Here is a 26871-nt window from a genome sequence, read left to right on the forward strand (position 1 = left end):
CGGGTCAATCACGCAAGACCAAAACGGGCATTCATTTCAATTTGGGAGGAAAGACATGAACCTGAGACCTGATCCAACTTTTCACGCTTCGCCAAAGCTCGCGATGCAGGCACCAGTGGAGAACTATGCGTTTACGGTGATGCTCAGTCCGGACGGCTCACAATCGGACGGTATTGCCGTCGTCGATCTCAAACCGGACTCGGACACCTACGGACAGATCGTGCATCAGGTCATCGTCCCCAACAAGGGCGATGAGTTTCACCACTTTGGCTGGAACGCCTGTTCCTCATCGCTGTCGCCCCTGTCCGGCCACGCGTTTCTGGAGCGCCGGTACCTGATCGTGCCCGGCATCAGATCGTCGCGCATTTACATCATCGACGCCAAGGAACCGCTCGAAGCAAAGATCCACAAGATCATCGAGCCCGAAGAGGTGTTTGCCAAGACCGGGTATTCACGCCCGCACACCATCCATTGCGGCCCCGAGGGCATTTACGTCTCCACCTTGGGAGGTGGCGGCGAAGATGGCACAGATGGCCCGCCGGGCATCTTCATCATGGATTGCGAAACCTTCGAGATCATCGGCCGCTATGAAATGGACCGGGGCAAACAGGATAAGCACTACGATTTCTGGTGGAACCTGCCGCAGGACTACATGGTCTCTTCTGAATGGGGGCTGCCGCCACAGTTCGAAAAGGGCGTGGTACCGGAGGACTTGCTTTCCAACAAGTACGGCCACTCGATCCACTTCTGGGATCTGCGCGCGCGCAAGAACATCCAGACCATGGATTTTGGCGAGAACTACCAGATGGCGCTGGAAATCCGGCCTGCCCACGATCCGACCAAATCCTACGGGTTCTGCGGGGTCGTGGTGGATACAACCAACCTTCAGGGCGCGATCTTCACATGGTGGCGCGATGATGACGGCACGTGGAAATCCAAGAAAACGATTACAATTGATCCGCGTCCGGAAGACCCCGAAAACCTGCCTCCGCTGCTTCAGGGCTTTGGTGCGGTGCCGCCGCTGGTCACTGATATCGACCTCAGCCTCGATGACAAATATCTTTACGTTGCCTGCTGGGGACTGGGCGAAATGCACCAGTATGACGTGAGCGACCCGATGAACCCCGTGCTTGCGGGCAAGGTGGAACTGGGCGGCATTGCGCGTGGCACCAAACACGTCAATGGCAAGGATTTTGCCTATGGCCCGCAAATGGTTGAAATCAGCCGCGACGGCAAGCGGGTCTACTGGACGAATTCGCTGTATTCCACTTGGGATGACCAGTTCTATCCGGACAATGAGGGCGGCCAGATGGTGATGGCAAACGTCGGCGAAGATGGCGGTCTGACCCTGGATAAAGACTTCTACATCGATTTCCCAAAAGGTCTGCGTGCGCATCAGATCAGGCTGGAAGGCGGCGATTGCTCGACCGACAGCTTCTGCTACCCGTCGGTCTGAATGGCGCCCGACGTGACATCTTTGACGGCCCTGTGGTGGGCCGTCATTTTTTCTGGCTTCTACCACGGCATCAACCCCGGCATGGGCTGGCCTTTGGCGGTTTCCGCCGCGTTGATGGAGCGTCAGCACTCCGGGCTGCCCAAGGCCCTTGCCTTGCTTGCACTTGGGCATTTCCTCGCCATGATCGGGATCCTTCTGCCCTTCTCGCTCATGATCTTGCTCGTTGCATGGGAAGTCGAGATCCGCATCGGAGCCGGGCTTCTGGTGATTGCGATGGGGGTCTATCTGGTGATCAACCGCAGGCACCCCAAGATCTTGGCGCGTATCCACCCCGCCCGCCTCGCACTCTGGTCGTTTCTTGCCGCCATGGCACATGGGGCGGGTCTGATGCTGGTTCCAATCTACCTGGGGCTTTGTGCAATTGGCGCCGACGAAAGCGGCCATCTGGCCGCGCAGGCGCTGATGGGCAACAATATCATCACGGCATTCAGCGTCGCGCTGGTCCACACCCTGTCCATGACCGTTGCCGGTGGTGTTATTGCCTATGCGATCTATGTCTGGCTCGGCCTGAAGTTCCTGTCGCGGACATGGTTCAACCTTGACCTGGTCTGGGCCTTCAGCCTGATCGTCGTCGGTGTCTTCGGCATCTATTTTGCCTATTCCGGTCACTAGGATGGCATATGTCGGCGGCATGGCGGCAGCGCGCCGGCGCCAGATCAGCAATCGATCCACCTCCTGTGATGAAAACCCGTATCGCGCCATCATCTCGCGGTGCCTTGGGCTGCCGATGTGGGCGTCGAGTATCCGGTTGACGTCGCGCAGCAGGTCGTGATCGGACTTATTGACCGCGAAAGCCCCAAACGCCGGTGGTTTTTCATCGTCATGGATCATCACGACATCGAGCGGCAAGGAGCCGTTTCGCTGCATAAACCCGACATGCGCATGCGCCACGCTTGCATAGGCATCAACCCGCCCTTCGACGACTGCCGCTGCTGCATCGCGATAGGCATCGAAGACATGGATACGATCACCGGACACGCCGGACGCGGTCGCCGAAGAGCGCTGAAACTGGTCGCGGATCACAGCAAGACGCGCATGGGGGGTTTCGGCGACAGACCGATACCCTGCCAGTCCCAGCGGGTTACCCCGCGCCACCAAAAGCCCGTCCGGCAGCGCCCAGATCGCGCGGCTGAACAGCACCGATTTCCGGCGCTCCGCCGTGACGAAGAGCCCGGTGCACATCCGCCACTTTCGCGAAGTCAGGCCGGGGACAAGCTCGGCAAATTCGGTTTCGATCGGCTCGAACGGTAACATGCCGAGTTCTTTGCACACATGCAAAGCCAGTTCGACGTCGCACCCCACGACCGCCCCGGTGGGATCTACATCATTGAAAGGTGGTTCTATCAGATAGGCAAATCTCATTGTTTCTCGCACTTCCGCTTCCGCGCTGACAAGCTGCCTGCAATGACAGCAAAGCCACCTCACCGGCTCACTGAACCGAGATGACTTTGCCGGTACCGGCCCCTTCGACACTTCGTGCATAGGCCAGACCGACGCGATGTGAGGACACGGGTTCGTGGCCGGGAAACCAGTCGCCATATCGTGCCACGGACACGTCCAGCAAGCCCGGAGACACCACGTTGATCCTGATCCCACGGGGCATTTCCACTGCCGCGCTGACGACAAACCCGCCCAGTGCACCATTGGCCAGTGCGGCACCGGAGCCCATCCGGATCGGGTCGCGGTCCAACACACCACTTGTCAGGGTGAAGGACCCGTTATCGCTGAGGCGCGTCAGGCCAGCCAGCACCACGTTAACCTGCCCCATGGCCTTGTGGGCAAGGCCCTCCATGTAGTGTGCCGGCGTAAATTCCATCAGCGCGCCGAAATGAACATCCCCTGCCGTCACAACGACCGCGTCCAGCGGTGCGGTTCTTGCGTACATCGCGTCAATCGATGCGGGGTCGGTCATGTCAGCGATGATATCGCCAGAGCTGCGACCGACCTTGATCAGCCGGTGGCGTCGCGACAGTTCACAGCAGGCCGCTTTGCCGATATCCCCTTCGGCCCCGATAACCGCGATCTTCATGGCGTGCCCTTTTCAAATTCTTCATAGATCGCAAGCTTATGCGCGAGGACTACCTCGCACCGGTCAAGCTCTTCGCGCCGCTTGGCCAATTGTTCGGCATGGGCCATAAGCACCGCTTTGCGGGCTGGCACGGTTTGGCCGCCCTGCGCATAAAGCGTGGCGAAACGGCGCATGGTTTTCAAAGGCATGCCGGTTTGCCGCAGCCAATAGAGCAGCGTCAGCCAGTCGATGTTCTCAGGGGTGAACCGCCGCTGGCCGTCCGACCCGCGATCAATGCAGGGGACGATCCCCGACTTCTCGTAATAGCGGATCGTGTCAATGCCCAGCCCGCTGATCGCCGCAGCTTCGGAAATGCGCATGTGCCCCTCCCGGATGACTATGTGATGACCCGAGGCCTACCAACCTGAAGCTACATCAGGTCAAGATGTTTTTAGTGCAAGGCCATCAATCGGAAGGAGGCGTCAGTGCCTGTCGTGACCAAAACACGACCGCACGGGATGGCGTGCACAACAGGATTTACGCCCCGTGATGTTCCGGCGCCCCGCATTCCCGGCGCAGCCCGGAAAGGCGGGGATACGCGCAAAGACCGCAGTATTCATGCAGGATGGTGACGGGATGCCTGAACCGTCAGCTTTAGCGGTATTTGGGTGAGGTGATTACTCCATTGACTGCGATTGCGCACCCGTCGGGCCCGCGCAAATCGGGGCAAACTGCACAAGGCCCGCCCCAAAGACCTCGTCAGGTCCTTCCTCTCCCAGATCCAAAGCCGTGGCGCGCAGGAAATCCTTGACCTCGGCCACCGTCAAATCGGGCCGCTCTGACATCAGCATCGCCGCCGCCGCCGTCGCAAAGGGAGTGGCAAAAGAGGTTCCGGTTTTGGTTCGGACCCCGCGAACCGACGCGGCGGTCCAGACATCAACGCCCGGGGCTGCCAGATCCAGATGCGGGCCGCGGCCCGCGCGGCGATATACCCTGCCGGAGGCATCTACTGCCGTGACGGTCAACACCGGCCCGTATGCGCCCGGAAACACCGGTGCTGCACGCGCGCCCCCATTGCCGGCGGCTGATACGATCAGGATCTGGTCGCTGTACAGGCGCATGACCATGCGCTCCAGCAAACTGTTATGAGGACCGGCAAGGCTCATGTTGATGACATTGACACTGGCAGCGGCCAGGCGATCCATTGCCTGCACGAGGCTGAAGACATCGCTGCGTTCATCGCGCCCGTCGGCATGAAAAGCATCAACCGCGACGAGCTGGGCGTCCGGCAGCAACCCATGTGTCCGACCGCCGCGCGACGCGATCAGGATGGCCGCAACCGCAGTGCCATGCTGCGCACCCGAGGCTGCCTTGTCCCCGCGCTTGACGTCGAGCACGGACAACCGGCTGTCGGCAAACGCCTCGTGATCCGGGTTGACGCCAGTGTCGATCAATCCGATTCGCGCCGTTGGTTGCCCGCAAGACGCCAAGGCAGGGATCGGCGGTGCCCAGGCAACCTGCTCGAAAGAGGTGCAGTGTAAACCTTCACAGGATGGGGTGATGCCCTCGCTGGTCCGGTAGAAGTGATTGAAATCAGCAGCCTGACCCGATGCCAACTGGCGAACCTCTTCAAGCGCCGCTTCCGGGGTGGTACCCGATGGGATCTCCAAACGCCTGATCGTGGTGCCGAGCGTCGCCACCTCCGCCGCACCGCGTTCCTCGAAACCGCGCGCAATCAGAGCCTGCAGATCGCCTTGCGACAGATCGAGGACCACGATTTCATCCTCGGCACGGGTGGCCAAAGGTCCGGCGGCTGGCGGCTGCGCCCCGCGCGGGCGCGGCGTGCGACCCAGAAGCAGATCCAATAGGCTCCCGCCTGGTCGGGTTCGATCGCGGGTGCCGTTGCCGTCTGAATTTCCGCTACGGTCCGGTTTGTCGTCGTCATCCCTGTCATCATCTCCATCATCCCCATTGTCGCCATCGTCATCCGCCATGGCCACCGACAAGAACGGCCCCTTAACCGAGACAAGCGGCAATGTCGCGATGACCAATAGCGCCAGCGCAAGCCGAAACAGAAACCTTGCCATCTTCAACCTCTCCATGTGGGCCACAATCGGCGCATTTCGGCACTCGGGTGTGGTACCTGATTGCACCACGGCTCCGGGATACCGTAAGGATAACGATGCGGACGGCATAATATTCCACACCTTGAAGCAAGAGCACAGACAGACGATGTCAGACAAGTTTGCAGATGACATCATCGCGTTTCTGCCCAACCTCAGGCGCTTCGCGCTGTCGTTGTGCCGCGCCCCGGACACGGCGGATGATCTGGTTCAGGTCACGGTTGAGCGAGCCTTTGCTGCCCGGCATCAGTTTGACCCGACCACCCGGCTCGATGCATGGTTGTTTCGGATTCTGCGCAACGCATGGATCGATATGACGCGCCGGGCCAGAACACGCGGAACCCAGATCGACATAGAAGACGCGCCGGACGCCAGCACGGTTGACGGCACCCGGATCACTGAAACAGCATTGATGTTGCGCTCGGCCAAGGCGGCAATCGAAACCCTGCCGGACAACCAGCGTGACGTCATCATGCTGATCTGCGTCGAAGAGATGAGCTACAAGGAAGCAGCGGAGATCCTGGCATTGCCGGTCGGCACCGTCATGAGCCGCCTGGCAAGGGCGCGGCTGGCAATTGCCAATAAATTGGGAATAAAAACCGGCGAGCCGCGTTCTTCTGGCAGTCAAGGAGACAGCTGAGATGCAAAAGCCTGAATTCACGGATGAAGAACTTATGGCCTATGCCGACGGTGAACTGCCCGAGGACCGCGCCGCGGCGCTGGATCTGGCCTTGATGAACAGCACCGACCTGACTGACCGCCTTGCCCTCTTCATGGACACCAAGGCCGCCGCAAAAGAAGCGATGGAACCCCTGCTGCGTCAGCCTGTGCCCGACCATCTTGTGGAGACGGTGCGCGCGCTGTCAGCCGCGGATCAGCAGGCGCGCATGTCATCGGACGACACGGTTGTTGCGTTTCCTCAAGACACCGCTGCCCCGGCGCAGAGCCCTGTCTGGAAATTGCCGCTGGCGGCGGGTCTCGCACTTGCGGTCGGTCTGGGCGCCGGGCTGATGCTGTCTCCGGACAGTTCGACCGGGCTGGGCAGCATCGAAATCGCCGCCCTTGCCGATACCCGGATCATCGCGGCATTGGACACCCTTCCCTCGGGCGAGGATGTCGTGCTGCCCGATGGCGCCCGTATCGCGCCGATCGCTACTTTCTTCGATGGCGCCCGAACCCTGTGCCGGGAGTTCGAATTTGACCGCGCCGACGGCACGACTGTTGTGTCTGTCGCCTGCCAGAGAAATGGACAATGGGATGTGCAGATGGCGATTGCGGCCGCCGCCGCATCAGACACCGGGTATGCCCCGGCGTCGTCGCTGGATACTCTGGATGCATATCTCTCCGCCAATGATGCCGGGCCACCCCTTGATCCTGATGCCGAAGCTGCAGCCCTGTCCACCCTGCGCTGACACAGCCAGAAAACCCCGCCACCAATGAAAGCCCGCGTTCTGAACGCGGTTTTTAATAATTACAAACAATACGTTAAACGTTCATCTTCCGTTCATGACCATTTATCGTATGGTTCATTCCCCCAACAGGATACAGACAGTCTCCCCCCTTAGATTGATCCTCGGAACACAAACCCATGAGGATGATGACCATGACAATCCATAACTATGATTTCGATCTGACGATGCTGCACCTTAATGCGAAATGGGCATTCACGACCCGGCGCGTCAATCACGACGATGTCGCGGGTCTTGATCCTGCCGTGGCGCTCGGCGTGGCCGGCGATCTGGTCCTGTGCGAGATCACTGAAATCAACCAGCACCAGAAAATCCAGCTGTCGAGCGGTCGCGCCGCCACCAGTTATCTGGGCGACAGGGTCGTCTTGTGTATCGGGGATCGTTATGCGCCGGATCAGTTTGAAGGTGCCGCCCGGATCACGGCCAGAGGGGCCGACCTGCTGGCAGGTGGCGGTGTCGTCGGCACAATGGAAAACGCGCATGCGCGGATGGAGGAACCAACAAAGCTGCGGCCTGTTGGACTTCTGACCGACCGCAGCGGCGAGGTGATCAACATCGCACGCTACGGGTTGCCGACCAAGGAGATTCCGGATGATGTCACGGTCATCGGCGTATTCGGCGCCTCGATGAATGCGGGCAAGACCACGGCTGCCGTCAGTCTGGCACACGGTCTGTCGCAGGCGGGTTTCAGCGTCGCAGGGGTCAAGGCAACCGGCACCGGCGCATTCAGCGATTTCAACGCTTTTGAAGACGCGGGCGTCAGTGCGATGGACTTCACAGATGCCGGGATGCCCACGACGTACCGGATGCCCATGGACAGGATCGAACAGGGGTTCGAAACACTGGTCGGCACCGCCGCAGCGAACGGTGCCGAAGTCGTTGTGGTCGAAATCGCGGATGGCGTGTTTCAACAGGAAACCCAGGAGATCCTCGCCGGTTCCGTGATCTGCGACAGGTTGGATGCCATTCTCTTTGCCACGCCTGACGCGCTGGGGGCCGTTGGCGGCGCCAGGGTTCTGGCCGATCATGGGCTGCGGCCCTTTGCCATGTCGGGCAAGCTTACGCAATCGCCCCTTGCAATGATGGAAGCGAGGATCGCGACGGGCATACCGCAACTGTCACGCGAAGATCTCTGCACGCCATCGGCGGTGATGGCTGTCGCGCGCGGTATCTTGCGCACGGCTAAACTGCTGCAAACAGAAGACACCGCGAAGGTTGAAGAGATGACCGCTGCGTGAACCAGCCCCCCAGCTTAGTCATGACGGGCCGCATGTTCCATGCGGCCCTCATTGCGCGTAACATGGTGCTGTCGATTTGTGTGAAAGTCGCTGAAGATGTCAAAGACCGCCGTGCCATCATCGACGCATCGGACCACATGAACCCGGCGTTCAGGAGATCGGACCATGAGTATCGCTAATTTGCTGCGCGCCCTTGCTGCGCTCATGTTGATGGTCGCCCTGAGCGGCGCCGCGCTGGCCTACTGGTCGGCAAAGCGAGCGGCGTTCTTCAACGAGCGGATCAATCTGGCGCACCAGTCCTACGAGATGCATCTTCAACTCAGCGGCAACACCTACCAGCTTTTCAAACAGTACGGCGATGCGATGCTGATCGGGGATCGTGATCAGGGCATGGGCGAGGCCGAACTGATCCGGCTTATTCGCGAAAATATCCGCACCATAAGGGGACTGATCGGTCAGGAAATTGAGCTGGTTGGCGATGAAGAAATCGAGGAACTTGAACTGCTGTCACAGATCGAACGGAAAATCGAGGATCTCATTGCGCGCTTCGAGGTTGTGCGGAAGGACACCGCTGTCGAGCAATTCGGCCGCAACTGGACCGGCCTGTCCGTCATGCTCGACGATGAGATTGATCGCGATTTTCACTCGATGATCCAGATGGCCCTCGAGGAAGAACTGGAAGAAGTGGAGGAAACCAGAACCGCTGCCGCGCATTACCTGCAGATGGCCAACACGGTGGCCGTCTTTCTGGTCGTTCTGGCATTGGGTGTCGTGGCGGGCGCGCTGTGGATTTACACCCGTGCCATCCTGCGCCCCATGCGGCGACTGATGCAGGGTGTCAGCGCGCTGGCGGATGGCAAATTCGCCCAGCGCATGAATTTCGAGGGCCGTAACGAGATCGCTGAAATCGGCGGCGTCATGGATGGTATGGCCGCAATGGTCGAGGCGCGCACGCAATCGCTGACGACCCAGAACACCGAACTGGAAGAAGCCGTACGGGTCCGTACGGCAGAACTTGAGGAACTGCTGGAGAAATCCCGTGTGGCCGAAGAGGCACGCAGGCAGATGCTGGCCGATGTCAGTCACGAATTGCGCACTCCGCTCACGATCATACAGGGCGAAAGCGATGTGGCCCTGCGCGGCGCCGACAAAACGATCGACGAATATCGCGAGGCCCTGCGGCGCACACGAGAAACGGCGAAACACACTAATCTCCTGGTCAACGACCTTCTGTTCATCTCGCGCGAGGAAGCCGGGCAGACCCGTCTCAAACGCGAACGCGTCGATCTCAAAAAACTTCTGCAGGAGGCCATTGCGGTTTTCGACCCCGATATCCCCGTGATCACCGATCTAGACAGCGCCGAGATGTCGCTGGACATCTCTCGAATCCGGCAATGCCTCGCCGCGATGATCCAGAACGCCCGGCGCTACGGCGGGCCGGATATCTCGGTACGCTTGCTTCGGACCCCGGCGGGGTACCGGGTGTCTGTGGAAGACAACGGTCCCGGCCTGCCCGACGCAGAAAAGGAAAAAGCGTTCGAACGCTTTTTCCGGGGGTCGAATGCGGCGGGCCAATACGAAGATGGTGCCGGGCTTGGTCTGCCCGTTGTACGCGCCATTGCGCAGGCACACGGCGGAAACGCGCTGCTTCAGGATCGCGACGGCGGCGGGCTTTCGAGCATCATGGAACTGCCCCTGTCATCACCCTTGCGGGTCGTTTCGGAATCGTGACATCTGGTCTCAACAAAAAGCAGGCAAAGAGAAATAATTGGGAATAACCGAAGGTCCGGCCCGTTTGTCTATTAGTGGGGCGGCAGCAAAGCGCCCCGATGACAACGAGAAGGCGCAAAGACTATGAACATCCTGCTGATAGAAGACGAGGCCCGCGTGGCCGATTTTATTCGTCGGGGCCTGAAAGCTGAAGGCTGGGTTGTCGAGCACGCAGGTGACGGTGAAACCGGGCTTGAGATCATGCAGGACCGGACCTTCGATGTGATCATCCTCGACCTGATGTTGCCGGGGATCAGCGGTCAGAAGGTGTGCCAGAAAATGCGTGCCCGGTCGAACACAACACCCGTACTGATGCTGACGGCCCTCGACAGCACCGATGAGCGCGTCGCAGGGCTTCGCCTTGGTGCCGACGACTACCTGCCCAAACCATTTGATTTCGACGAGCTGATCGCGCGCGTTCAGGCTTTGCACCGCCGTGCCACTGGCTACAACAGCGATGCGGACGACGGCAAGCTGCAACATCGGGGTCTTGTGTATGACAGCGCCGCGATGGTGCTGACGGTGGATGGCGTTACGGTGGAGTTATCCGCCAAGGAACGTGACCTGATCGCGATATTAATGACGAGCAAGAACAAGGCATTGAGCCGTGAACGGATCCTGAATTCCGTTTGGGGCACACATGAAGACCCCATGACCAATGTCGTTGATGTGTACATTGGTCGCTTGCGCAAGAAGCTTGGGCCCTACGGACAGCTCATTACCACAGTCCGCGGGGCGGGCTATCGCTTCGGCTGAGCGTCCCCGGGGGTCTGCCTCTTTCATGGCACTCAGGAAGCGACCCCAATGCCAGGGCACTGCGGGTAACAACTGTACAATCGCCCAAGTGGTAAGAGCAAATCGCCCGACTTGAACATCCGCACGCCCGCCAACCTGCATCGACGACAGCCCAAGACCGGACGAAGACGGCAGGTCGCGCGCCTTGAGGTCGGGAGCATCCCTCAAAGCGCGCTGGCGCCAGACCTCAGCCGTTGATGTTGAGATTTAGCAACACGGCGTCGGGCGTTCCGGTCTGAACGATTCGGCCATCTTCGATCACCCAGAGTTCATCCATCATCTTGGCAATTTGCATGTTGTGCGTGATCAGGATCGTTGTCGCGTCACAACTCTGCACCAGAGCGCGAACCAGTCCGGGGCCCTCGTGATCCAGTGCATCATCGGGCTCATCCAGCAGCATAAGACTGGGCCTGGACAGGGCTGCGCGGGTCAGCAGAACCCTGCGGATCTCGCCCGCCGACAGGTTGCGCCCACCTTCTGACACCGTACCGTCCAATCCGCCGAGGCGGGTCATGACCGAACCCAGCCCGAACACCTTGGCTTGACGCTGAATTTCAGCATCCTCAGGTCGCCCCTGTACCCCCATCGTCAGGGCCCGACGCAACGACCCTTTCAGGATCGGAGAGCGTGTTCCGATGAAGGCGATCATCTGCCGCCTTTCCCGAGTGGTCAGCGCCATGGGTGAGATATCTCCCAGCATCACACTGCCGCACCGCGGCGGCTCAAGACCAGCGGCGAGGCTCAACAGGGTCGATTTGCCTGCTCCGTTTGCACCAATCACACCGACTTTCTGCCCTGGCAACACCGCTGCGTTGATGTCCGTCAGCGCACCGGCGGATATATCCGAAAACATCAGCGGCGGTGGCCCCTCTGGCACCACCGCATCCTTCGACCGGTCTGTGGCAAGTTTCGGCAAGGCGAGAAGGTCGAGACACTTTTGGCGGGCATTTTGCCACGCGCGGTGGCGGTCCCAAACACCGGCAAGATCACGCATCGGCTGGATCATGAGACCGACGGCAGCCAGCGATCCGGCGGCTTCGGCAGCGGGCAACCCACGATGCAGGGCAACGCCAAAGACGCTTGCCGCGGCGATGCCGGAAATCACGTCCGGTATCGCCCGCAGCAGCGCCACTCCCCGGGCGCGCGCAAGGGCCGCATCCACCAGTCTGTCCGTCTTGGCCCTGATCCTGCGGGTTTCAATCTCGACCCGCCCCATAAGACGCAATTCCGGCGCATGCGGAATTCGCTCACTCATGTCCGCCGCCACCCGGGCGCGACGGGCACGCAGACGCCTGTGCGCCGGCCCCAGCCGCGGCCCGAGCATGACCGACACCAGCAAGCCCGCCGCAATCGGCAGCGTCGCCGCCAGTCCGATTTCAAAGTTCATGTAAAACAGGGCGCAGGTTGCAACAGGCAGCACGATCAGCGCCGAGATGAGCCGCGCCAGCCCTATGCTGACCCATGCCCTCACCGCTGTCAGGTCTCCCACGAACCGTAGCGCAAGCGACCCGTTGCGCCGCGCCGCGATATCACGTGCGGATACCCGTGCCATATGTTTGAACAACCTGATCCGCAGCGCCGCTGCAAATCGCTGGCCCGCTTTTTCAGCCACCGAGCGTTCGAAATACCTCAAACCGCCGATGGCAGAACCGGTTGCCGCCAGAACGATCAAGGCTGAGATCGGCAGCCCGGGCGCGGTCTCGCGAAAGGCGGCAAATACATCCCGGGTTGCAAACGCGGCCAGTCCGGTTGCGGCGGCCTGACCCAGCGCCATGCCGACCAGCAGGCCGATACTGCGCCCGCGTCCGCCCCCCGTAATCTTCGGAAAGGTACTCATCTTTCCCCCTCCACGACATGGGCCGGCCCAGTGCTGCGCGTCACGCGGTCAAGACGGTTCACGCCCTGTTGCGCATCTATCGCCGGACCGGTGCGGGTGTTTCTATCCCGGTCGCAATCGTTCTGACCAACGCTGACGGTCATCGGCAAGATCAGAAACCGATCAAGGTTCGAGATCATGCCATGGCTCCATTCATCGCAGTGTTCCCGTTGTGGCCACAGACCATACGGATAGGTGGCGTTGTCCGGGAAAGTGTACCACCCCGGCGAGGCGATATTCAGCCGCGACACCCGTTCCGGGTGCAGCATGGCAAAGCGATGAGCAAACTGCGCGCCACCCGAAAAACCAAAAAGATCGAGCTTTTCCGACTGTACGATTCCCGCCGACCTAAGCCCGAGGATCAGATCCAGCAACGCAAGATCAGCCCGCCCGCATAAGACCACCCGCTGATAGCCGAGCCAATTCGCCCGATCAAAGACCGGTGCAATTACGGGCCGTCCCGACGCAGTCGCCTTGTCGGCAAACAGCGCCGCCTGCAACTTTGCATCCCGCCGTACACCGCGAACCGCCACCAGTGGCGGCACATTGGGCGTGATCGGCGAAGGGCACGCCAGCCAGCAGTCCAGTCCACCGCGGGCGGAAGCGGGTCGAAATGTCAAACGGTACGGCTGCGCGCCGGCACCGGGATCGTCAGGTAGGATGCACATTGCGATGCTCCTTTCGTTCAAAGGTTCAGGCCGCAGCGCCCGGAACTTCCTCTGCAGGATGGCCGGTCTGCATATCGAAAAGCATGTGGATGCGGTTCTGATCGCCATCGTCATTCGCCCCGTACATCTGGTCATTGTCGCACCACCACAACTCGCCCTGCCGCATACGCACCTCTTCGTCTCCGGCCTTCATTCTCGACCCGTGCGCCGCGGTCAGAAGCAAGTGGTATCGGTTGCGCACGCGGTAATAACGGCCGCGATCAATGTGCGGACAGACACGCTTGCCCGCGGGCAGGCAGACGATTTTCGCGCGCCCAAGAATGCCGTCCTGCCGCTGCGCGACGTGCTTAAGAAAGGCCCGCGCCGCAGGGCAGTTCTGCGAAACGGTCGTCCATCTGCTCTCATGGACATCGTACCGTTTTCGCCCACCAATGGCCGAGTTGCGCAGACCACGCCGCGAAATGCCTTTCGCTTCACGTTGGTCCGGGATCTTGTCTTGCCGGCCGGTTGACGTATCCCAAGCATGAGCGACACCGCTGATCTCTTCGAGAAATGGTTCGGGATCGTGATCTGATTTGAGGCGTTTGGAATACGTCACTCCGGTCTCCTGCTTCTGGACGTGTCGGACTTGCACTGACCGCCCCCATGCCTTGCCAGGATGACCGTCAGGCCGCTATCCTTCAAACCTGGCCCAGTTCCTCGCTATTATCAATCAACATATTGTTTTTTAACATAAAAATTAGAAGCCCTTAACCGCGAATTCATCAAACATTCATCTGCTGTTCAAGACAGGCACCGACGACGCTCGACCCCGCGGAAATACGCCCCGCCCTCGGATCACAAAGGCCCGTGACCGTCGGCGGTTTCGGGGGTCAGGATGGTGCGATATAGTGGCTTTGCACCGAAATGTTGCGGGCGCGGCGTCGCGAAAGAAATTGAGGCGGGGGTTAAGTGTGACTTGATGGATGCGCAACATCCGCTCATTCTACCGCCATTACCACCCAGTGTCAGAATGCATACTACCGGACCCCCATGGCTTTTCTAATAACCCTTTCACGCAATTTCCGGGACGGCATCAACAGTATCGCGATCGCGGCGTGTTGCCCGTTTCTGGTGATGCTCTTCGCCTTTATCGGCCAGCCGGTTCACGCGCAGATTACCGCGCAGAACGGGCAGAGCGTGATCCTGCTGGGCGATACACCTTTCGAAGAATGGCCCGGGACGCGGATCTGGGGCGAGGATGCCAGCGCTTCCATGGGCATATCCCATATGCTGGACCTGTTTGACATCAACGAATGCGCCGCAAAATGCGTCGGAAGCGGCTGGTGCGAGGCCTTCAGCTTCGGAGGACCGCCGCCTCTGTGTCGCTTCTTCAAAAACGTCTCGAAGGGGCTTTACACCGACGGATATTACGCGGCCATTCGCACCGACAACTCCCTGATCGCGGGTCGTGAACAGATCGAAGAGCAAAAGCTTACCGATCTTCAGCGCACGGCCCTGAAAATCGTATTGCAACGCGGGATTGGCCAGACCGCCACGCGCACCCCTGACTTCGATGCGATCACACGACAGGCCATCGTCGCCTATCAGGCGCGCATAGGAGCGAAGACAACCGGCTACCTGTCGCGGAAACAGATCGGCGCGTTGGTGTACGCGGTCGGTTCCTCAGAGGTGTTTCAAGCCGTTTATGACAGTCTGAACCGCCTTCCTGACAATCCATGGCTCGCGCCGCAAAACTGCACGGGCGCGGTTGACGCCTTGAACGGCCTGACGCAGCGCACGGCCTTTGTTGACGACCAGCTGGTCCGGTCCGGATCGACGCGCGCGGGGGAGGCATTTTCCCTGCGCGCGACCCTGCCTGCCGCGCCGGACAGGTTCCCGGCCTATCTGGTGATTGGCTTTTCGCAACCGGTCCGGGTGGCAAGTGACTTTGGGTATGTCTTGCAACCCAAGGCGCGCTTTGCTTTTGACCTCAATGTCATGCCGGAGCGGACGCGGCTGGTCATTCCGCTTTTCACCTCTGATCGTCCTGACCAACTGCGGCTCGCAATCACGCCGCTGCGCGTGGGGGAGATGAGTGTTAAGGCGATGCTGGTCGCCCCTTCCGCCTGCGGCATGGTCAGCGCCTCGTCCCTTCAATTCTCCACCCATGTAAAACCGGGCGCACCGCGGATCGTTCTGAGCAACCCTGTGGGGCGCGGTGTCGCCGACAAGGTCCTGATCAATGCCACTCAGGATCGCCTTGCCGAGATTCACAAGAGTTCCTTCAGGCTTGTGACCTTGCAGGGGCAGGTCGTGTTGGAAAGCGAAGGCACCAATGTGGCGTTCTCGCCGACGGGGAGATTTGTCGCTGCCTTCGTCAACAAAGAGGTCACAATATGGGACGTTATAGATGGCGCGCGTCTTGGCGGCGGCTTTTCGTTTTCGCTCGGATGGCAGAACGAAGACAGCTTTGCTCATGTTGTGAGCGGCGGCCTGGGGAGGACTTCAGTCTTCAGCACCGGGATCGACCGCGTCCGCATGATCGACACTGAAATCGGGTCGGCCTGCCGATCATGTATCGCGCATCAATTTCCCACCCATTTCAGCCTCGAGAACGACTACTTTTCCGGCTACGGCCTGTCATCGGGCAAGGACCTGACATCACGCGACGGATTGGCCGACGCGTTGCGCCGCCATGCCAGTATTCTGCCCGTGACAGAGGCAGATGCGGTGATCTACGAGGATCTTTTGACATTTACGCACAATGGCGGCGTTTTGAACCAAAGGGAAATCCCGCCCGATTACGCGGGGCAATTCTCCGCACGCGCCACGGCCCAAATCGCCATGAACGATTTTGTCTCGAAGGGCGCGGCCACCGGCGCGGGTCAGCCAGACGGCCTCGATATCCCCCGCGCCCTGACACGGCTCAACGAGGAGTTTGGCCTTACCGTGCTGCCGTCCGTGCATCTCCGTGTGCTGGATAAACCAGTCAGGGAGCCGGGTTCCTTTGACGAACCGATCGAGGAACTCATGTCGGTGGTCGACCCCACGCTTTCAGTCACCAGAGAGGAGAGTTGCTATCCGGACAGTGTGGGCCGGTTAAACAAGCACCAGACTGGGCTCTGCGCCAAATCGCTTACGGTTTGGCAGGCCAGATCCCAAGGCGTTGTGCACTCGCTGATCGGCGGCGGTGGACACGGTGGAAGTGCTGGGATCAGGTATGCAATTTTCGGGGCGCACCGAAGCGACAGGCCCGGACATATCAATTACCATCCCGGGTCCGTGCCTTTTTGGGGAACCGAAGGAAATGTCTGTAGCCTGGGATGCGATACTGGCGTTACCCTGATCGGCGGATCTCATATCGCCAGCTTTTCGGATGGCGCCACCGGCTTCGATGTCTACAACATCACAACCGGTCAGCTGCGCAACTTCGCCGCCTATCGCGGCAATCTGACTCAATCCGTTCACATGCTCGCAGACCGCCGTCACATCCTGCAACTGAACTCTGACGGAATCTTCGCCGTGCACCGCCTTGACGCGGGCGCGGCGATGCGCTCGGACGAGATTGGGAACCCGGAGACTGTGGACACCCCGCAATCTCCCGTGTTGTACGGCAGCTACCGCGACGACGAGGTCATTATCTGGACGGATGAGTTCAACTTCGACGCGTCTTTCGAGGGCGCGCATCTGGTCAATGTCAACTTTGCCGGGACCCATGATCTGCATACCTTCGAACAATATGCCCCGCTGCTGCGGCAGGCAGGGCTGCTGGAATATGTCCTGCAGGGCAAGCCCGCGCGTATCGCGCCGCCGCTGGTGTCCCCGCCCAAGATCGAAGCCGTCTTGACCACCGCATCCGATGGCGCACTTTCCCTGACCATCGGACACGCGCCGGGAACCCTGTCTGACAAGGTGTGGATATATCAGGATGGGCAGTTATCCGGTTCTGTCACGACCGCCGGCACACCGGCCTTTCAGCTCACTGTACCGCGCCTGCCCGGTGCCCGGAGCGTCACGGTCGTCCCACAGGACAAGATCGGTATGGTCGGGCAGCCCCAGACATTCCCCCTGACGCCAGATGGCACCCAGTCGACCATCCGCGCGGTTCTGCTGGGGGTCAACGGCTTTCAGGATCACAGGCTGACTGATCTGCAGGCCCCGGCCATAGACGTGTTCCGCTTCGGTCAGAGCCTTACCTCATTTGCACAGGAAAATGCGCAGCTGACCGTCGGGACACTGGCGGAAATAGGTGACGCCTCCGCCACTCCGGCACGTATTCTGTCGGAGCTCACAGCCGCCGTCGATGCCGCCTCGGCAAATGATACGACCCTGTTGTTCGTGTCCTCACACGGCGTCCGCGACACGGACGGGGAACTCTATATCGCGGTGCCCGGGTCCGATCTTTCGCTGCTGCCGGAAACGGCCGTGAACTGGAGAGATGTCAGCGACATCGTGGCTTCTGCCAAGGGCCGGGTGATGATCTTCCTCGACACCTGTCACAGCGGCCAGGAAAACTCGCCCTATTTTGCGACAACCGATGCGATTGTCGGGTCCGCGCTGACGCAAATTGCATCGAACGTGCTGATCATTTCCGCTGCGAAGGGACGGGAGGTGGCCTTTGAAGGTGTCGCCGGGACGGTTGGAAGCGTGTTCACGGATTCCGTTATTGACGTGCTCTTTGAAGAACGCGACACTTACGATCGTGACGAAAGCGGTCTGATCGAAGTCAGTGAACTTTACAGCGGTCTCAAGGGCCTCGTTCTCAACCGAACGAACAATCGCCAGACGCCTTGGATCACGCGTAACAGGATGATCGGCGATTTTCCGGTTTTTTGAGATGAACTAGACACTATGAAGAAGATCGCCCTCACATGCACACTGGCCACGGCACTGGGCTGGCCGTTGCCGGGCCTTGCCTGTGAAATCTGCGCACGTGAGATCGTTGTTGATCAAAACACCCTCGCCTGCCTGACAGACAGATTGCACGACGCATTGAAAAATCAGCCCGGCCCCCGCAAGATCGTGGAACTCTGCGCACCTGCCGACGAAGTTTCAAAAGGTGTCATTCCCACCCTGGATTCTGGTGCACAGGCACGGGCGAAACTAAAGGTCACCCGCGCCTTTGTCATCGAAACGGCGCGTGTCGACTGCCTGATTGATCTCGCGACTGACATGAGGACTAAGGCCGATGGCCCGTTTCCCATCGCGGTCTCTTTCGGGGACGACGTCTGCCCGGCATCTCCATGAACACCCAGCCCGCAGAAGAAGATGTACCCGACGAGAAGCCGGAGGAGTTCAAACCGTCGTTTGTCTGGGGTCGGCTGGACTTTTTCGTCAAGTTCGTTGCATTCACCTTTTCCACTATCGCGGGCACAACCGCCGTGATGTCTTTTCTGAACAGTCAGGATGCCAAGCTGACCGACCGCTCCTTTGACATTGTCGGGCTGTGGGAAGAACCGGTGACTCAGAGAGCTAACGCAGAACTGCGCGCGCGGGTTGATGTTGCCCGAGACGAGCTGGGTTTCGCCCCCGCCGACGAACAGATCGGCGCGCTGATTATCGCGCGGATGATCAGTGGCGAAGACCCTGATCTTCTGGCACCGTTCGAGCGTGTCTGGTATGTGCTGCGCCGGGTATCGCACTGCCATGAGAGTGGTCAGTGTGACAACGAGGTGCTGCGGGAGTTTTTCTGCGATTACGCCCAGTCGTTCTGGAGTTATTTCGGCAAGCAAATCACCGAAGTCGACCAATGGGACACAGGGGCATTCCAGGCATTCCTGGATGGCGGCGCGGCCCAAAAACAGTCTTGCGCAACCGAATGACCGGCGGGCGCTACACAAGCCATTCAAAGCTGTATCCCGCCGCGAGCGACCCCAAAACCGCGAGCGTGAGATAGAGCATGAATGGCTTCAGCTTGAGAATAGGCGCGATGGCCATGGCCCCCCAGATGCTGACAACACCTCCCGAGACGAGGAAGGCCATGGCAGCCCCGCTGGACATGCCGTTGTCGATCAGGCCCCGGGTCAGCGGCAGTGCCGCGTAGCCATCGATGTAGGCTGGCGCCCCCACGAAAACCGCCGCCGGGATCGCCCACCATTGATCTTCTCCGACATAGGCGGCCAGCGACCCGGGCGTGAGTGCTGCGTTCAGCGCGTATTCGGCGGCAAAGGCCGGGATCAGGCATATCAGGATGAGCCGGGCGGTGGCGCGGAACTGCCTTGCGAAGGCCCCGCGGCGGGCCTTGGTCTTCCACACCCGGGGATCGAAGGGCTGGCTTGCACCACAGCGCTTTGCGCTCAAACGTTGCGCCAGCCCGTTGTCACGCAACGCGTGCAACGCCCAGGGCCGCCTTGAGAAAATAGCCGTTACAGCGCCACCCGAGACACCAAGTGCAAACGCAGCGGTTGTCTTACCGACAGCGAAGGTCAAACCCAGCGTCGCCGCCGTGGTGGCCAGCATGGCCGGGTCCGTAATGGGCGACGACAACCAGAATGCCATGATCGGCGCCAGCGGCACTCTGGCCGCGAGCAGCCCGGCCATCAGCGGCAACACCGTGACACCGCAGACAGGTGTGATCGCCCCAATCGCCGACGCCGCGATGACCGCGCGCAATGTCCTGCCCTCGAACGCCCGCGCGATATGGGTGTCTGCGCCGCTCGCAATGATCCACGCGGCCAGGACGATCCCCGGCACCACGATTGGTGCGACCGCCACCAGACCCCACAGAACAAACCCGGTGACAGAGAGCGCGTGACCCGGCCAGACGACAGTGGCCAGAGCAAGAACCGCTGCCCCGCAAACCTTCAGCAAAAGCGCCCTGTTCGATCGATTTTCTACTGCTGTGTCATAGGCCATCGCGCTCTCCCTTGGCTTGCAAGTTAGCGAGGCGAATGTCATATATAAAACGAATAGTTTAAATTTCTGATATTGAGTATACAAATGGAAAACCTGGACAGCGATCTGTTGCGAACCTTTGTTGCCGTTGCCGAGGCGGGCAGCGTCACGGATGGCGCGGCGCGCATCCACAGATCGCAATCAGCAACCAGCCTGCAGATCAAGCGACTGGAAAATATCTTGGGCCATCCGGTTTTCGAACGACATGGTCGGGGCGTTGTCCTGACAGAAACGGGCCGTCGCCTGTTGCCCGTTGCCAATGAGGTCACAGACCGATTGGACAGCGCACTGCGCGACATCTCCCAAAGCGTCATCCAGGGTAAGCTGAGGCTTGGAATTCCCGATGACCATGGCAAGGCAAGACTGGCCGAGATTGTCGCGCGTTTCACCCGCTTGCATCCGCAGGTCGAATTGGAGGTGACATGCGCGCTGAGCACCGGCTTTCCAAAAGCACTGGAAAGAGGTCAAATGGATCTTGCGGTATACGAAGTCGAGCATCCGTCGCCGGGCGAAGAGGTCCTTTTCGAAGACCCGACGCGTTGGGTCTCCTCCGCCACCCGGGATTTTTCGGATGCAGACACCCTGCCCGTGGCACTTTTTGATCACGCCTGCTGGTGGCGGGACGCTGCGATCAGGTCACTAAAAGCCCGCGGCAGACCCTACCGCGTTATCTATTCCAGCCAGAGCGTTTCAGGCGTGACCGCCGCGGTCAAAGCCGGTGTGGCGGTCGGGCTGCTGGGAAAAGCCTCTCTTGAACGCGGCCTGTCGGTGATGGCGGCCAGCCATGGCTTTGGTCCCACACCGCCCTCCAAGCTTGTGCTTGCCCATGGTTCCGGGTCCGGCAGGGCGCCGCTTGCCGCAATGGCAGATGTTATTCGCGCCGCGTTCATGGCGTCAGCGGACAGAACCGACAGCCAAAGCAATTAGGCCGCAATCAGCGCATCAAGATGGGGTGCCGCGATCCTTCTTGCACCGCAATAGCCCGAACTATGGCCCGGTACGATTTCATACGCAGGCGGAGGCGTTGACGTCGTCCCGCGCCATAATCACACTTCAGGCCGGCAAGACCGTCTGTCGACGTTCAGCACGATCCGAACCCCTCAACAAGAGGCATCGGCATGCCAGGAGGCAACGCAATGCCCGCAGGCAGATGCGCGAGAGCAGCCGCGTCACCGGAAGTGGGATACTTCTGTGCATGCCCCCTCTTCCGCTCAACCAAGGCGCGCCGAGGCAATTGCCAGCCCATCGGTAACGGCGGTGAAGACGTCCGAAAACACGTGCCGGGCAACAGGAAATTCTACCCGCATGGTGTTTGAGACCATCGACATCAGGCTGGAACCGCCAACGTAGACGACCCGCGTGACCTGCCGGGGGTCAATGCCAGCCATCTGCAGCGTCGCCCGTGCGCCGTCGCGCAACATGCCGGCATGCGGCAGCAGTATCTGATCGACGGCTTTGGCAGGCAGCGCAACCGACAGGTTTCGCTCAACCTGGTCAAGCGCAATGACCGACTGATCGTCACCGGCGTTCGCTGCGATCTTGCCCCGCTCGACGGCAAAGGCAAGCTCGTGCCCCAGTTCGTCCCGCAGGACAGATGCAAGACGTTGCAGCTTGGTCGGTTCATAGGCCAGACGGGTCATCTCCTGAACCATGCGCCGGTTTTGAGCGGTGTAGAGGAACGGGATCTTTTCCCATGTGGCCAGATCGTTGAAAAGGGCGTTGGGCACGGGTGAGGCACCCGGTCCGATCACCTTGCGCAGGTCGGTACCCTTGCCCAGCAGCGGCATCACCCGCGCGATGTTGATGGCGCGGTCAAAGTCCGTTCCTCCGATCCGAACCCCATGATTGGCAAGGATCTCCACGCCGGACCCGCGGCTCCGAAACAGCGAAAAATCCGATGTCCCGCCGCCGATATCCACGATCAGCCCGATCTCGCCCGCCTGTTCCGACGCGCCGCTGGCGATGGCCGCGGCCTCGGGCTCCGGCATGAAAGACACTTCCGTGAAGCCTGCGGCCAGATAGCAGGCGCGCAGGTCGGCCTCGGCCTGTTCCTCACGCGGGTCACCAACCCCATGGAACACCACCGGGCGACCTGAAAGCGCCCGATCAAAGACCATGCCGGTCTTCGCTTCGGCGCGGGCTTTGATCTCCTTCAGAAAACGGCCAATGATTTCGACGAATGTTACGCGCTCGTTCAGAATTTGACGCTTCTCGTGCATCAGCGATGTGCCAAGCACACGTTTGAGGGCGCGCATGAACCGCCCCTCGGCACCCTCCAGCAGCGCCTTGTTAGCCGGTTCACCAATCAGGGTGTTCCGCGTTTCGAAGTCAAAAAAGAAGGTGCTGGGCAAGGTACTCTGGCCGGTCGCCATTTCGATCAGCCGCGGTTTGCCGGCGCACAGGTACCCGGCTGCGGAGTTGGAGGTGCCAAAGTCGATACCCAGTACCTGACCCAGCTGCGCCATGGCTGATCCCTCCTGCTGCCGAAAAAGAAAGCTGCGGGTCTAAGGCTCAGGTGCTCCAAGGTCAAGCCATGTCGGAAGGGGCTCAGCGACCTTCGGTATCGCAGCGCCGGGGCGATCACCCTTTGGCAGGCGGCAGCCCCTGCCGTTTGCTGCTTGATCGAAAGCCCATGCCGTTGCAGAGTCATCAAAAAATACGGGGCGCGACACAGGCATGACTTTGAACCGGGTTCTTTTTGCGGTGGCGCTTGGGCTGCTCGCGCATTGCCTGATTGGATATGAGGCATTCCCGGTCGGCGATGACTTTGCCTATGCCCCGCTGACGGAGCACCGCGCCAACCCGGCGCTGTTTCCACGCGATGATCAGTTGCGTCTGTTTGAAAACCACGCTCGCGTTTATGAATGGGTTTACCTGCTTGGCGACGCAGGCCCGGGGGTGGCGCCGGTGTTTCGCCTTGCCATCTGGGTACAGGCGGCCGCGACGGCAGTGGCCATTCTTGCAATCCTTCACTGCCTTGGCGCGCCAATGGCGGCCCTGCCGCTGGTCTTGGGGCTGGGCGTGGTGGTTCGCCTTGATGGGTTGGGGCGGGGCGACTACGGCGGCCTCATTTCAACCTTCTTCCACCATCACAACGTCGCGCTGGTTCTGGTGCTCGGTGCCGTGGCCGCCGGGTTGATGCGCAAAAGCTGGCTGGCAGGGGTACTGCTGGGCATGGCCGCGTATGGCCAACCGATGACCGCGTTTCACGGGGCCGCCATTGCAGGGCTTGGCGCGATGGCGCGCGATCCGGCCGAAGCGATGAAGATGGCTGTTGCGGCCCTCATCGTGGCGGTTCCCGCAGCGCTTCCGATCCTTGGCGCCCTTGCCGGAACACCGGACAGCAGCGCCACCCTTGACCTCGTGCGGGAGGCCTACAGGTTCCGTGCGCCGCTGCATTACGACCCCTCGTGGTCAGATATCGGGGTGACCACGCTCTATCTCATCGCAGGCTGTGCCGGCGTTGCGCTGCTGGCCCGAACAGACCCGCGCGTTGCCCGTTTCTGCGCCGGAATGATGCTGGCCTTCGTGGCGCTGCACCTTGTGACGGTTGTGGTTTACAAATTCGGGCTGTTCGAATGGGTCGGCTTCTTCATTCTCGATGCCAACCGCTCGACACCCGCCGTGTTCGTCATTGGCCCGGCGCTGGCGCTTGCAGGGATGTGGCGCGCGCCCCGCAGTCCGATGACATGGGCCGCAGGGATCTTCCTTCTCTGCATCGTCACGATCAACACGGAACCGGCAGGGTTCAGCTTGCTGGCGCTCGGTCTCATCATGGTCCGGTTCCACGATGTTGCGCGCTTGAAGCCGGTAGTGCTCATCGGTCTTGCAACAGCGCTGGTTGTTCTGTTTCCGCCTGCGCCGTACTCGCCGAAAATCGCAGCGGCGACCCGCGTGGCGCTGGAGCGTATTCGCGCCGAAACGCCACCCGATGCGCTGTTCGTGATCCCGGTCAGTTTGTCGATTTTCCGCCACTACGCTCAGCGCAGCGCCTATGTGGATTTCAAGCTGTTTTCCGTTGCGCAGCCGGATCAGGCAGCGCTGACCCGCGCAAGGATCGAGCAGGTCGCGCGCCCGGCGCCCGAGCATCGCGACAAGCAGGGATGGCCTGCGGCGCGCATCTGGGACACCGATCAACGCCGCGCTGCCACATGCAGCAGAATGGCGGAAACGCTGGCGGAGACTGGCGCCGATTATTACCTGCGCCGCGTTGTTCCTGACGAGGTCCCTCCCACGTGCAGTGATTTGCCGCGCACGATCACAACCGGGACGCTGGCGCTTTACGGCCCTTCCAGGTGAGGGGGCGAGAACACCCAGAACCTGCACAGCAGGAAGGTTGCAGCAGGCACCGCCACGGCGACCACGCCCATTGCAACCACGAAGGGCGCTTCGAGATGCACGGCGATGATCTGGGTAAGCCCGCTTGAGACCGCAAGACCGGCACCGGACACCACCAGAAACCGCGGCGCGTGAAATCGGTGCTCAAGACGCGCGTTGAAGGTGACCTTGCCGTGCCCGAGGTATGACAGCAGGACCGCAACAGCAAAACCGCAGAGATTGGCCCCCTGTGGCGAAAGCCCGAAGCCCATCGACGCCGTGAGCGCCACGAGGACATGCACGATGGTTGCAACCACGCCGACGCCGGCAAAACGGGACAGCTGCGCAATCACGTCGCGTCTTTTTCAGCGACAAGTACCGCGCAAAGTGACAGTCCGACAGGCATGGCCATCCGCCCGACGAGGTGTCTTTCCGCGCCAAAGACGGTGCGCAGCACCGCATTGACAGGACGGGCCGGCAACGTGTCATCTGCCCGGTTCACCCCAAGCAAGGCCTTGATCGCCCGCGCCAGGACAGCCACGGGAAAGAGCGCGGTGTTGAAGTAGAACCCATGTTCCATGCGCAGCCCCGCTGCCGCGGTGACCTGCGCGAGATGCGCGCGGGTATAGCGACGGAAATGGTGATGTCTCTCATCATGGCGCGACCACAGCCATGGGAATGCAGGTACCGTCATGACGATGCGCCCGCCGGGTGCCAGCCGCGCTGCGAGAGCGGCCAGCGCCCCGGCATCGTCCTCTACATGCTCAAGCACGTCAAACAGCGCCACAAGGTCAAATTGCTCGGCGGTGAAAGGCACCGCATCCGGCAACGCTCCTTCTGTCACAGCAACGCCGCTTTTGGCCTCGGCCGTGCGCCGCGCCACGGTGTCCAGTTCGAACGCCCGGACCTGACCGAATTGTGACAGCATGCCTAGGTTGCCACCTGTGCCGCAACCTGCTTCAAGAATTCGCGCGTTCCGGGGCAATGTCAGAAGACGCGAAATCACCGTCGCCAGTATCTTGCGACGCGCCGCAAACCACCAATGCTCTTCTTCCTGTTCCGCCATACGGTCAAAGACTGCACGATCCATCAGGTTTTCTCCCACCCTTTGTGAACCGACCGCAAAACATACAGCGGTCGCTCGCGCACCTCTGAATAGATGCGGCCGATGTATTCGCCAAGAATGCCAATGGCGAACAGGTTAAGCCCGCCGAACAGCAGGATCAAAATCAGCGTCGAGGCATAGCCCGGCACGTCCACACCGATGATCAGCGTGCGCAACAGGATGGCCGAGGCGTAGAGAAACGACATCAACGCAAGCAGGCCACCGGCATAGGTCCAGACGCGAAGCGGCGCTGTCGTGGACGAGAATATCCCGTCCAGTGCAAAGTTCCAGAGCCGCCAGTACGACCAGGTGCTTGAACCGTTTTCACGTTCCGGCCGCGTGAAGGTCACCTCGGCGGTTTCAAATCCAACCCAGCTGAACAGGGCCTTGTTGAAGCGCACTCGCTCGCCCATGTCGCAGACCACCTCGACAACCTGTTTGTCGAGCAAGCGGTAGTCACCCACGTCGCGGGGGATCTGATGATCCGCCATTGCGTTGAAAAGACTATAAAACCCGCTGGCAGTTGTCCGCTTGATCCAGCTGTCTCTGGCGCGGCAGATGCGCTTGGCGTTGACCACAAGCGCGCCCTGCTCCCAGTGTTTCAGCATATCGGGAATGAGTTCCGGCGGGTCCTGCAGATCCACGTCAATCGGAATGCAGGCGTCTCCCCGTATGTGGTCAAGACCCGCCGACAGCGCGGCTTCCTTGCCGAAGTTGCGCGACAGGTTCACCAGACCAAGGCGCGGGTCTGACTGCATCCGGCTGCGGATCGCGAACTCAGTCGCATCACGGCTGCCGTCATTTACGAAGATGATCTCGTATGAATAGGTCGGTGCCAGCGGCGCAAAGACCGCCTCGATCCGGTCGAGGAAGGGGCCGATTGACTGCTGTTCGTTGAAGACGGGCACAACAAGTGACACAAGCGACCGTCGCCCCTGCGAAGGATCATACGGTCGCGTCTTTGCGATCTGCACAATTTGCCCTTTGTTTTTCATATGCGATCCCGTCGAATACCGGACTTGCGGCGTACCGGTACCAATATCGGAACAATCAGGCCAAAATTTGACGATTTGGAGTAACGCGGGAGAGAGTACGGTAATGGCGGCTGCG

Annotated in this window: 24 protein-coding genes and 1 pseudogene; 13 read left to right on the forward strand and 12 right to left on the reverse strand. The window is 60.5% G+C overall.

Features of this window, described 5'->3' with window-relative positions; genetic code table 11:
- Positions 1–55: 55 nt before the first annotated feature.
- Entirely contained in the window at positions 56–1456 is a 1401-nt protein-coding gene (locus tag KX928_RS15500) for a selenium-binding protein SBP56-related protein (RefSeq protein WP_219504462.1), read from the forward strand.
- A complete protein-coding gene (locus KX928_RS15505) occupies positions 1457–2128 on the forward strand; it encodes a hypothetical protein (protein ID WP_219504463.1) in 672 nt (223 codons plus the stop codon).
- Between the two features lie 138 nt (positions 2129–2266).
- Here the strand turns inward: KX928_RS15505 and KX928_RS24330 are convergent.
- The 4 genes and pseudogenes from KX928_RS24330 to KX928_RS15525 all read right to left on the reverse strand — a co-directional run.
- Positions 2267–3055 (reverse strand): annotated as a pseudogene (locus tag KX928_RS24330) (transporter substrate-binding domain-containing protein); the annotation flags it as partial.
- Entirely contained in the window at positions 2946–3545 is a 600-nt protein-coding gene (locus KX928_RS15515; protein WP_219504464.1) for a short chain dehydrogenase, read from the reverse strand. The gene KX928_RS15515 and the pseudogene KX928_RS24330, both read right to left, overlap by 110 nt.
- The gene (locus tag KX928_RS15520; RefSeq protein ID WP_219504465.1) at positions 3542–3904 is read right to left on the reverse strand and encodes a MerR family transcriptional regulator; all 363 of its coding nucleotides are present in this window, start codon (positions 3902–3904) and stop codon (positions 3542–3544) included. Before KX928_RS15520 ends, KX928_RS15515 begins: the two co-directional genes overlap by 4 nt.
- A gap of 297 nt (positions 3905–4201) precedes the next feature.
- Positions 4202–5611, reverse strand: coding sequence for a S8 family serine peptidase (locus KX928_RS15525; protein ID WP_219504466.1), 1410 nt, complete (start codon positions 5609–5611; stop codon positions 4202–4204).
- A gap of 145 nt (positions 5612–5756) precedes the next feature.
- Between KX928_RS15525 and KX928_RS15530 the strand changes: the two genes are divergently transcribed.
- The 6 genes from KX928_RS15530 (at position 5757) to KX928_RS15555 (ending at position 10880) form a co-directional block, all read left to right on the forward strand.
- Positions 5757–6287 (forward strand): RNA polymerase sigma factor, encoded by a 531-nt coding sequence (locus KX928_RS15530; protein WP_219504467.1) that lies wholly within the window; start codon positions 5757–5759, stop codon positions 6285–6287.
- 1 nt (position 6288) lies between these two features.
- Positions 6289–7059, forward strand: a complete 771-nt coding sequence (locus KX928_RS15535) for an anti-sigma factor family protein (RefSeq protein WP_219504469.1) — start codon at positions 6289–6291, stop codon at positions 7057–7059.
- Between the two features lie 191 nt (positions 7060–7250).
- Positions 7251–8354: a P-loop NTPase family protein gene (locus KX928_RS15540; RefSeq protein WP_219504471.1), complete on the forward strand. Its 1104-nt coding sequence runs from the start codon at positions 7251–7253 to the stop codon at positions 8352–8354.
- A gap of 32 nt (positions 8355–8386) precedes the next feature.
- Complete coding sequence (locus KX928_RS15545; protein WP_219504473.1) at positions 8387–8533, forward strand: hypothetical protein; 147 nt, start codon at positions 8387–8389, stop codon at positions 8531–8533.
- Positions 8520–10085, forward strand: a complete 1566-nt coding sequence (locus tag KX928_RS15550; protein ID WP_219504475.1) for a HAMP domain-containing sensor histidine kinase — start codon at positions 8520–8522, stop codon at positions 10083–10085. The genes KX928_RS15545 and KX928_RS15550 overlap by 14 nt, the downstream gene beginning before the upstream one ends.
- A gap of 123 nt (positions 10086–10208) precedes the next feature.
- Positions 10209–10880 carry a response regulator transcription factor gene (locus KX928_RS15555; protein ID WP_219504478.1) on the forward strand — a complete coding sequence of 224 codons (672 nt, stop codon included), beginning with the start codon at positions 10209–10211 and terminating at the stop codon, positions 10878–10880.
- Between the two features lie 226 nt (positions 10881–11106).
- Here KX928_RS15555 and KX928_RS15560 read toward each other — a convergent pair whose 3' ends face one another.
- Genes KX928_RS15560 through KX928_RS15570 form a run of 3 tightly spaced genes read right to left on the reverse strand, consistent with a single transcriptional unit; the run spans position 11107 to position 14061 of the window.
- A complete protein-coding gene (locus KX928_RS15560) occupies positions 11107–12756 on the reverse strand; it encodes an ATP-binding cassette domain-containing protein (RefSeq protein ID WP_219504480.1) in 1650 nt (549 codons plus the stop codon).
- A complete protein-coding gene (locus KX928_RS15565; protein ID WP_219504482.1) occupies positions 12753–13463 on the reverse strand; it encodes an alpha/beta fold hydrolase in 711 nt (236 codons plus the stop codon). The genes KX928_RS15560 and KX928_RS15565 overlap by 4 nt, the downstream gene beginning before the upstream one ends.
- Before the next feature lie 25 nt (positions 13464–13488).
- A complete protein-coding gene (locus KX928_RS15570; RefSeq protein ID WP_219504484.1) occupies positions 13489–14061 on the reverse strand; it encodes an aspartyl/asparaginyl beta-hydroxylase domain-containing protein in 573 nt (190 codons plus the stop codon).
- 434 nt (positions 14062–14495) lie between these two features.
- Here KX928_RS15570 and KX928_RS15575 point away from each other — a divergent pair, with 434 nt between their 5' ends.
- Genes KX928_RS15575 through KX928_RS15585 form a run of 3 tightly spaced genes read left to right on the forward strand, consistent with a single transcriptional unit; the run spans position 14496 to position 19267 of the window.
- Positions 14496–18281: a caspase family protein gene (locus tag KX928_RS15575; RefSeq protein ID WP_219504485.1), complete on the forward strand. Its 3786-nt coding sequence runs from the start codon at positions 14496–14498 to the stop codon at positions 18279–18281.
- A gap of 15 nt (positions 18282–18296) precedes the next feature.
- Positions 18297–18692, forward strand: coding sequence for a hypothetical protein (locus KX928_RS15580; protein WP_219504487.1), 396 nt, complete (start codon positions 18297–18299; stop codon positions 18690–18692).
- Positions 18689–19267 (forward strand): hypothetical protein, encoded by a 579-nt coding sequence (locus KX928_RS15585; protein ID WP_219504489.1) that lies wholly within the window; start codon positions 18689–18691, stop codon positions 19265–19267. Before KX928_RS15580 ends, KX928_RS15585 begins: the two co-directional genes overlap by 4 nt.
- A gap of 10 nt (positions 19268–19277) precedes the next feature.
- Here KX928_RS15585 and KX928_RS15590 read toward each other — a convergent pair whose 3' ends face one another.
- Complete coding sequence (locus KX928_RS15590) at positions 19278–20300, reverse strand: permease (RefSeq protein WP_219504491.1); 1023 nt, start codon at positions 20298–20300, stop codon at positions 19278–19280.
- An 84-nt stretch (positions 20301–20384) separates the two neighbouring features.
- On the opposite strand from KX928_RS15590, the gene KX928_RS15595 reads away from it, so the two are divergent.
- Complete coding sequence (locus KX928_RS15595) at positions 20385–21266, forward strand: LysR substrate-binding domain-containing protein (protein ID WP_219504493.1); 882 nt, start codon at positions 20385–20387, stop codon at positions 21264–21266.
- Positions 21267–21550: 284 nt separating this feature from the next.
- On the opposite strand, the gene KX928_RS15600 is transcribed toward KX928_RS15595, so the two are convergent.
- Entirely contained in the window at positions 21551–22804 is a 1254-nt protein-coding gene (locus tag KX928_RS15600; protein WP_219504494.1) for an Hsp70 family protein, read from the reverse strand.
- Between the two features lie 211 nt (positions 22805–23015).
- Here KX928_RS15600 and KX928_RS15605 point away from each other — a divergent pair, with 211 nt between their 5' ends.
- The gene (locus tag KX928_RS15605) at positions 23016–24638 is read left to right on the forward strand and encodes a DUF6798 domain-containing protein (protein ID WP_219504497.1); all 1623 of its coding nucleotides are present in this window, start codon (positions 23016–23018) and stop codon (positions 24636–24638) included.
- Here the strand turns inward: KX928_RS15605 and KX928_RS15610 are convergent.
- The 3 genes from KX928_RS15610 to KX928_RS15620 are packed head-to-tail and all read right to left on the reverse strand — an operon-like array spanning position 24620 to position 26756.
- On the reverse strand, positions 24620–25009 hold the full coding sequence (locus tag KX928_RS15610) for a GtrA family protein (RefSeq protein WP_219504499.1): 390 nt from the start codon (positions 25007–25009) through the stop codon (positions 24620–24622). The two genes, KX928_RS15605 and KX928_RS15610, sit on opposite strands and share 19 nt — an antisense overlap.
- The gene (locus tag KX928_RS15615) at positions 25006–25746 is read right to left on the reverse strand and encodes a class I SAM-dependent methyltransferase (protein ID WP_219504502.1); all 741 of its coding nucleotides are present in this window, start codon (positions 25744–25746) and stop codon (positions 25006–25008) included. Before KX928_RS15615 ends, KX928_RS15610 begins: the two co-directional genes overlap by 4 nt.
- Positions 25746–26756 carry a glycosyltransferase family 2 protein gene (locus tag KX928_RS15620; RefSeq protein WP_219504503.1) on the reverse strand — a complete coding sequence of 337 codons (1011 nt, stop codon included), beginning with the start codon at positions 26754–26756 and terminating at the stop codon, positions 25746–25748. The genes KX928_RS15615 and KX928_RS15620 overlap by 1 nt, the downstream gene beginning before the upstream one ends.
- Positions 26757–26871: the final 115 nt, after the last annotated feature.

The sequence above is a fragment of the Roseobacter insulae genome (assembly GCF_019375555.1).
In the GTDB taxonomy this organism is placed as follows: Bacteria; Pseudomonadota; Alphaproteobacteria; order Rhodobacterales; family Rhodobacteraceae; genus Roseobacter; species Roseobacter insulae.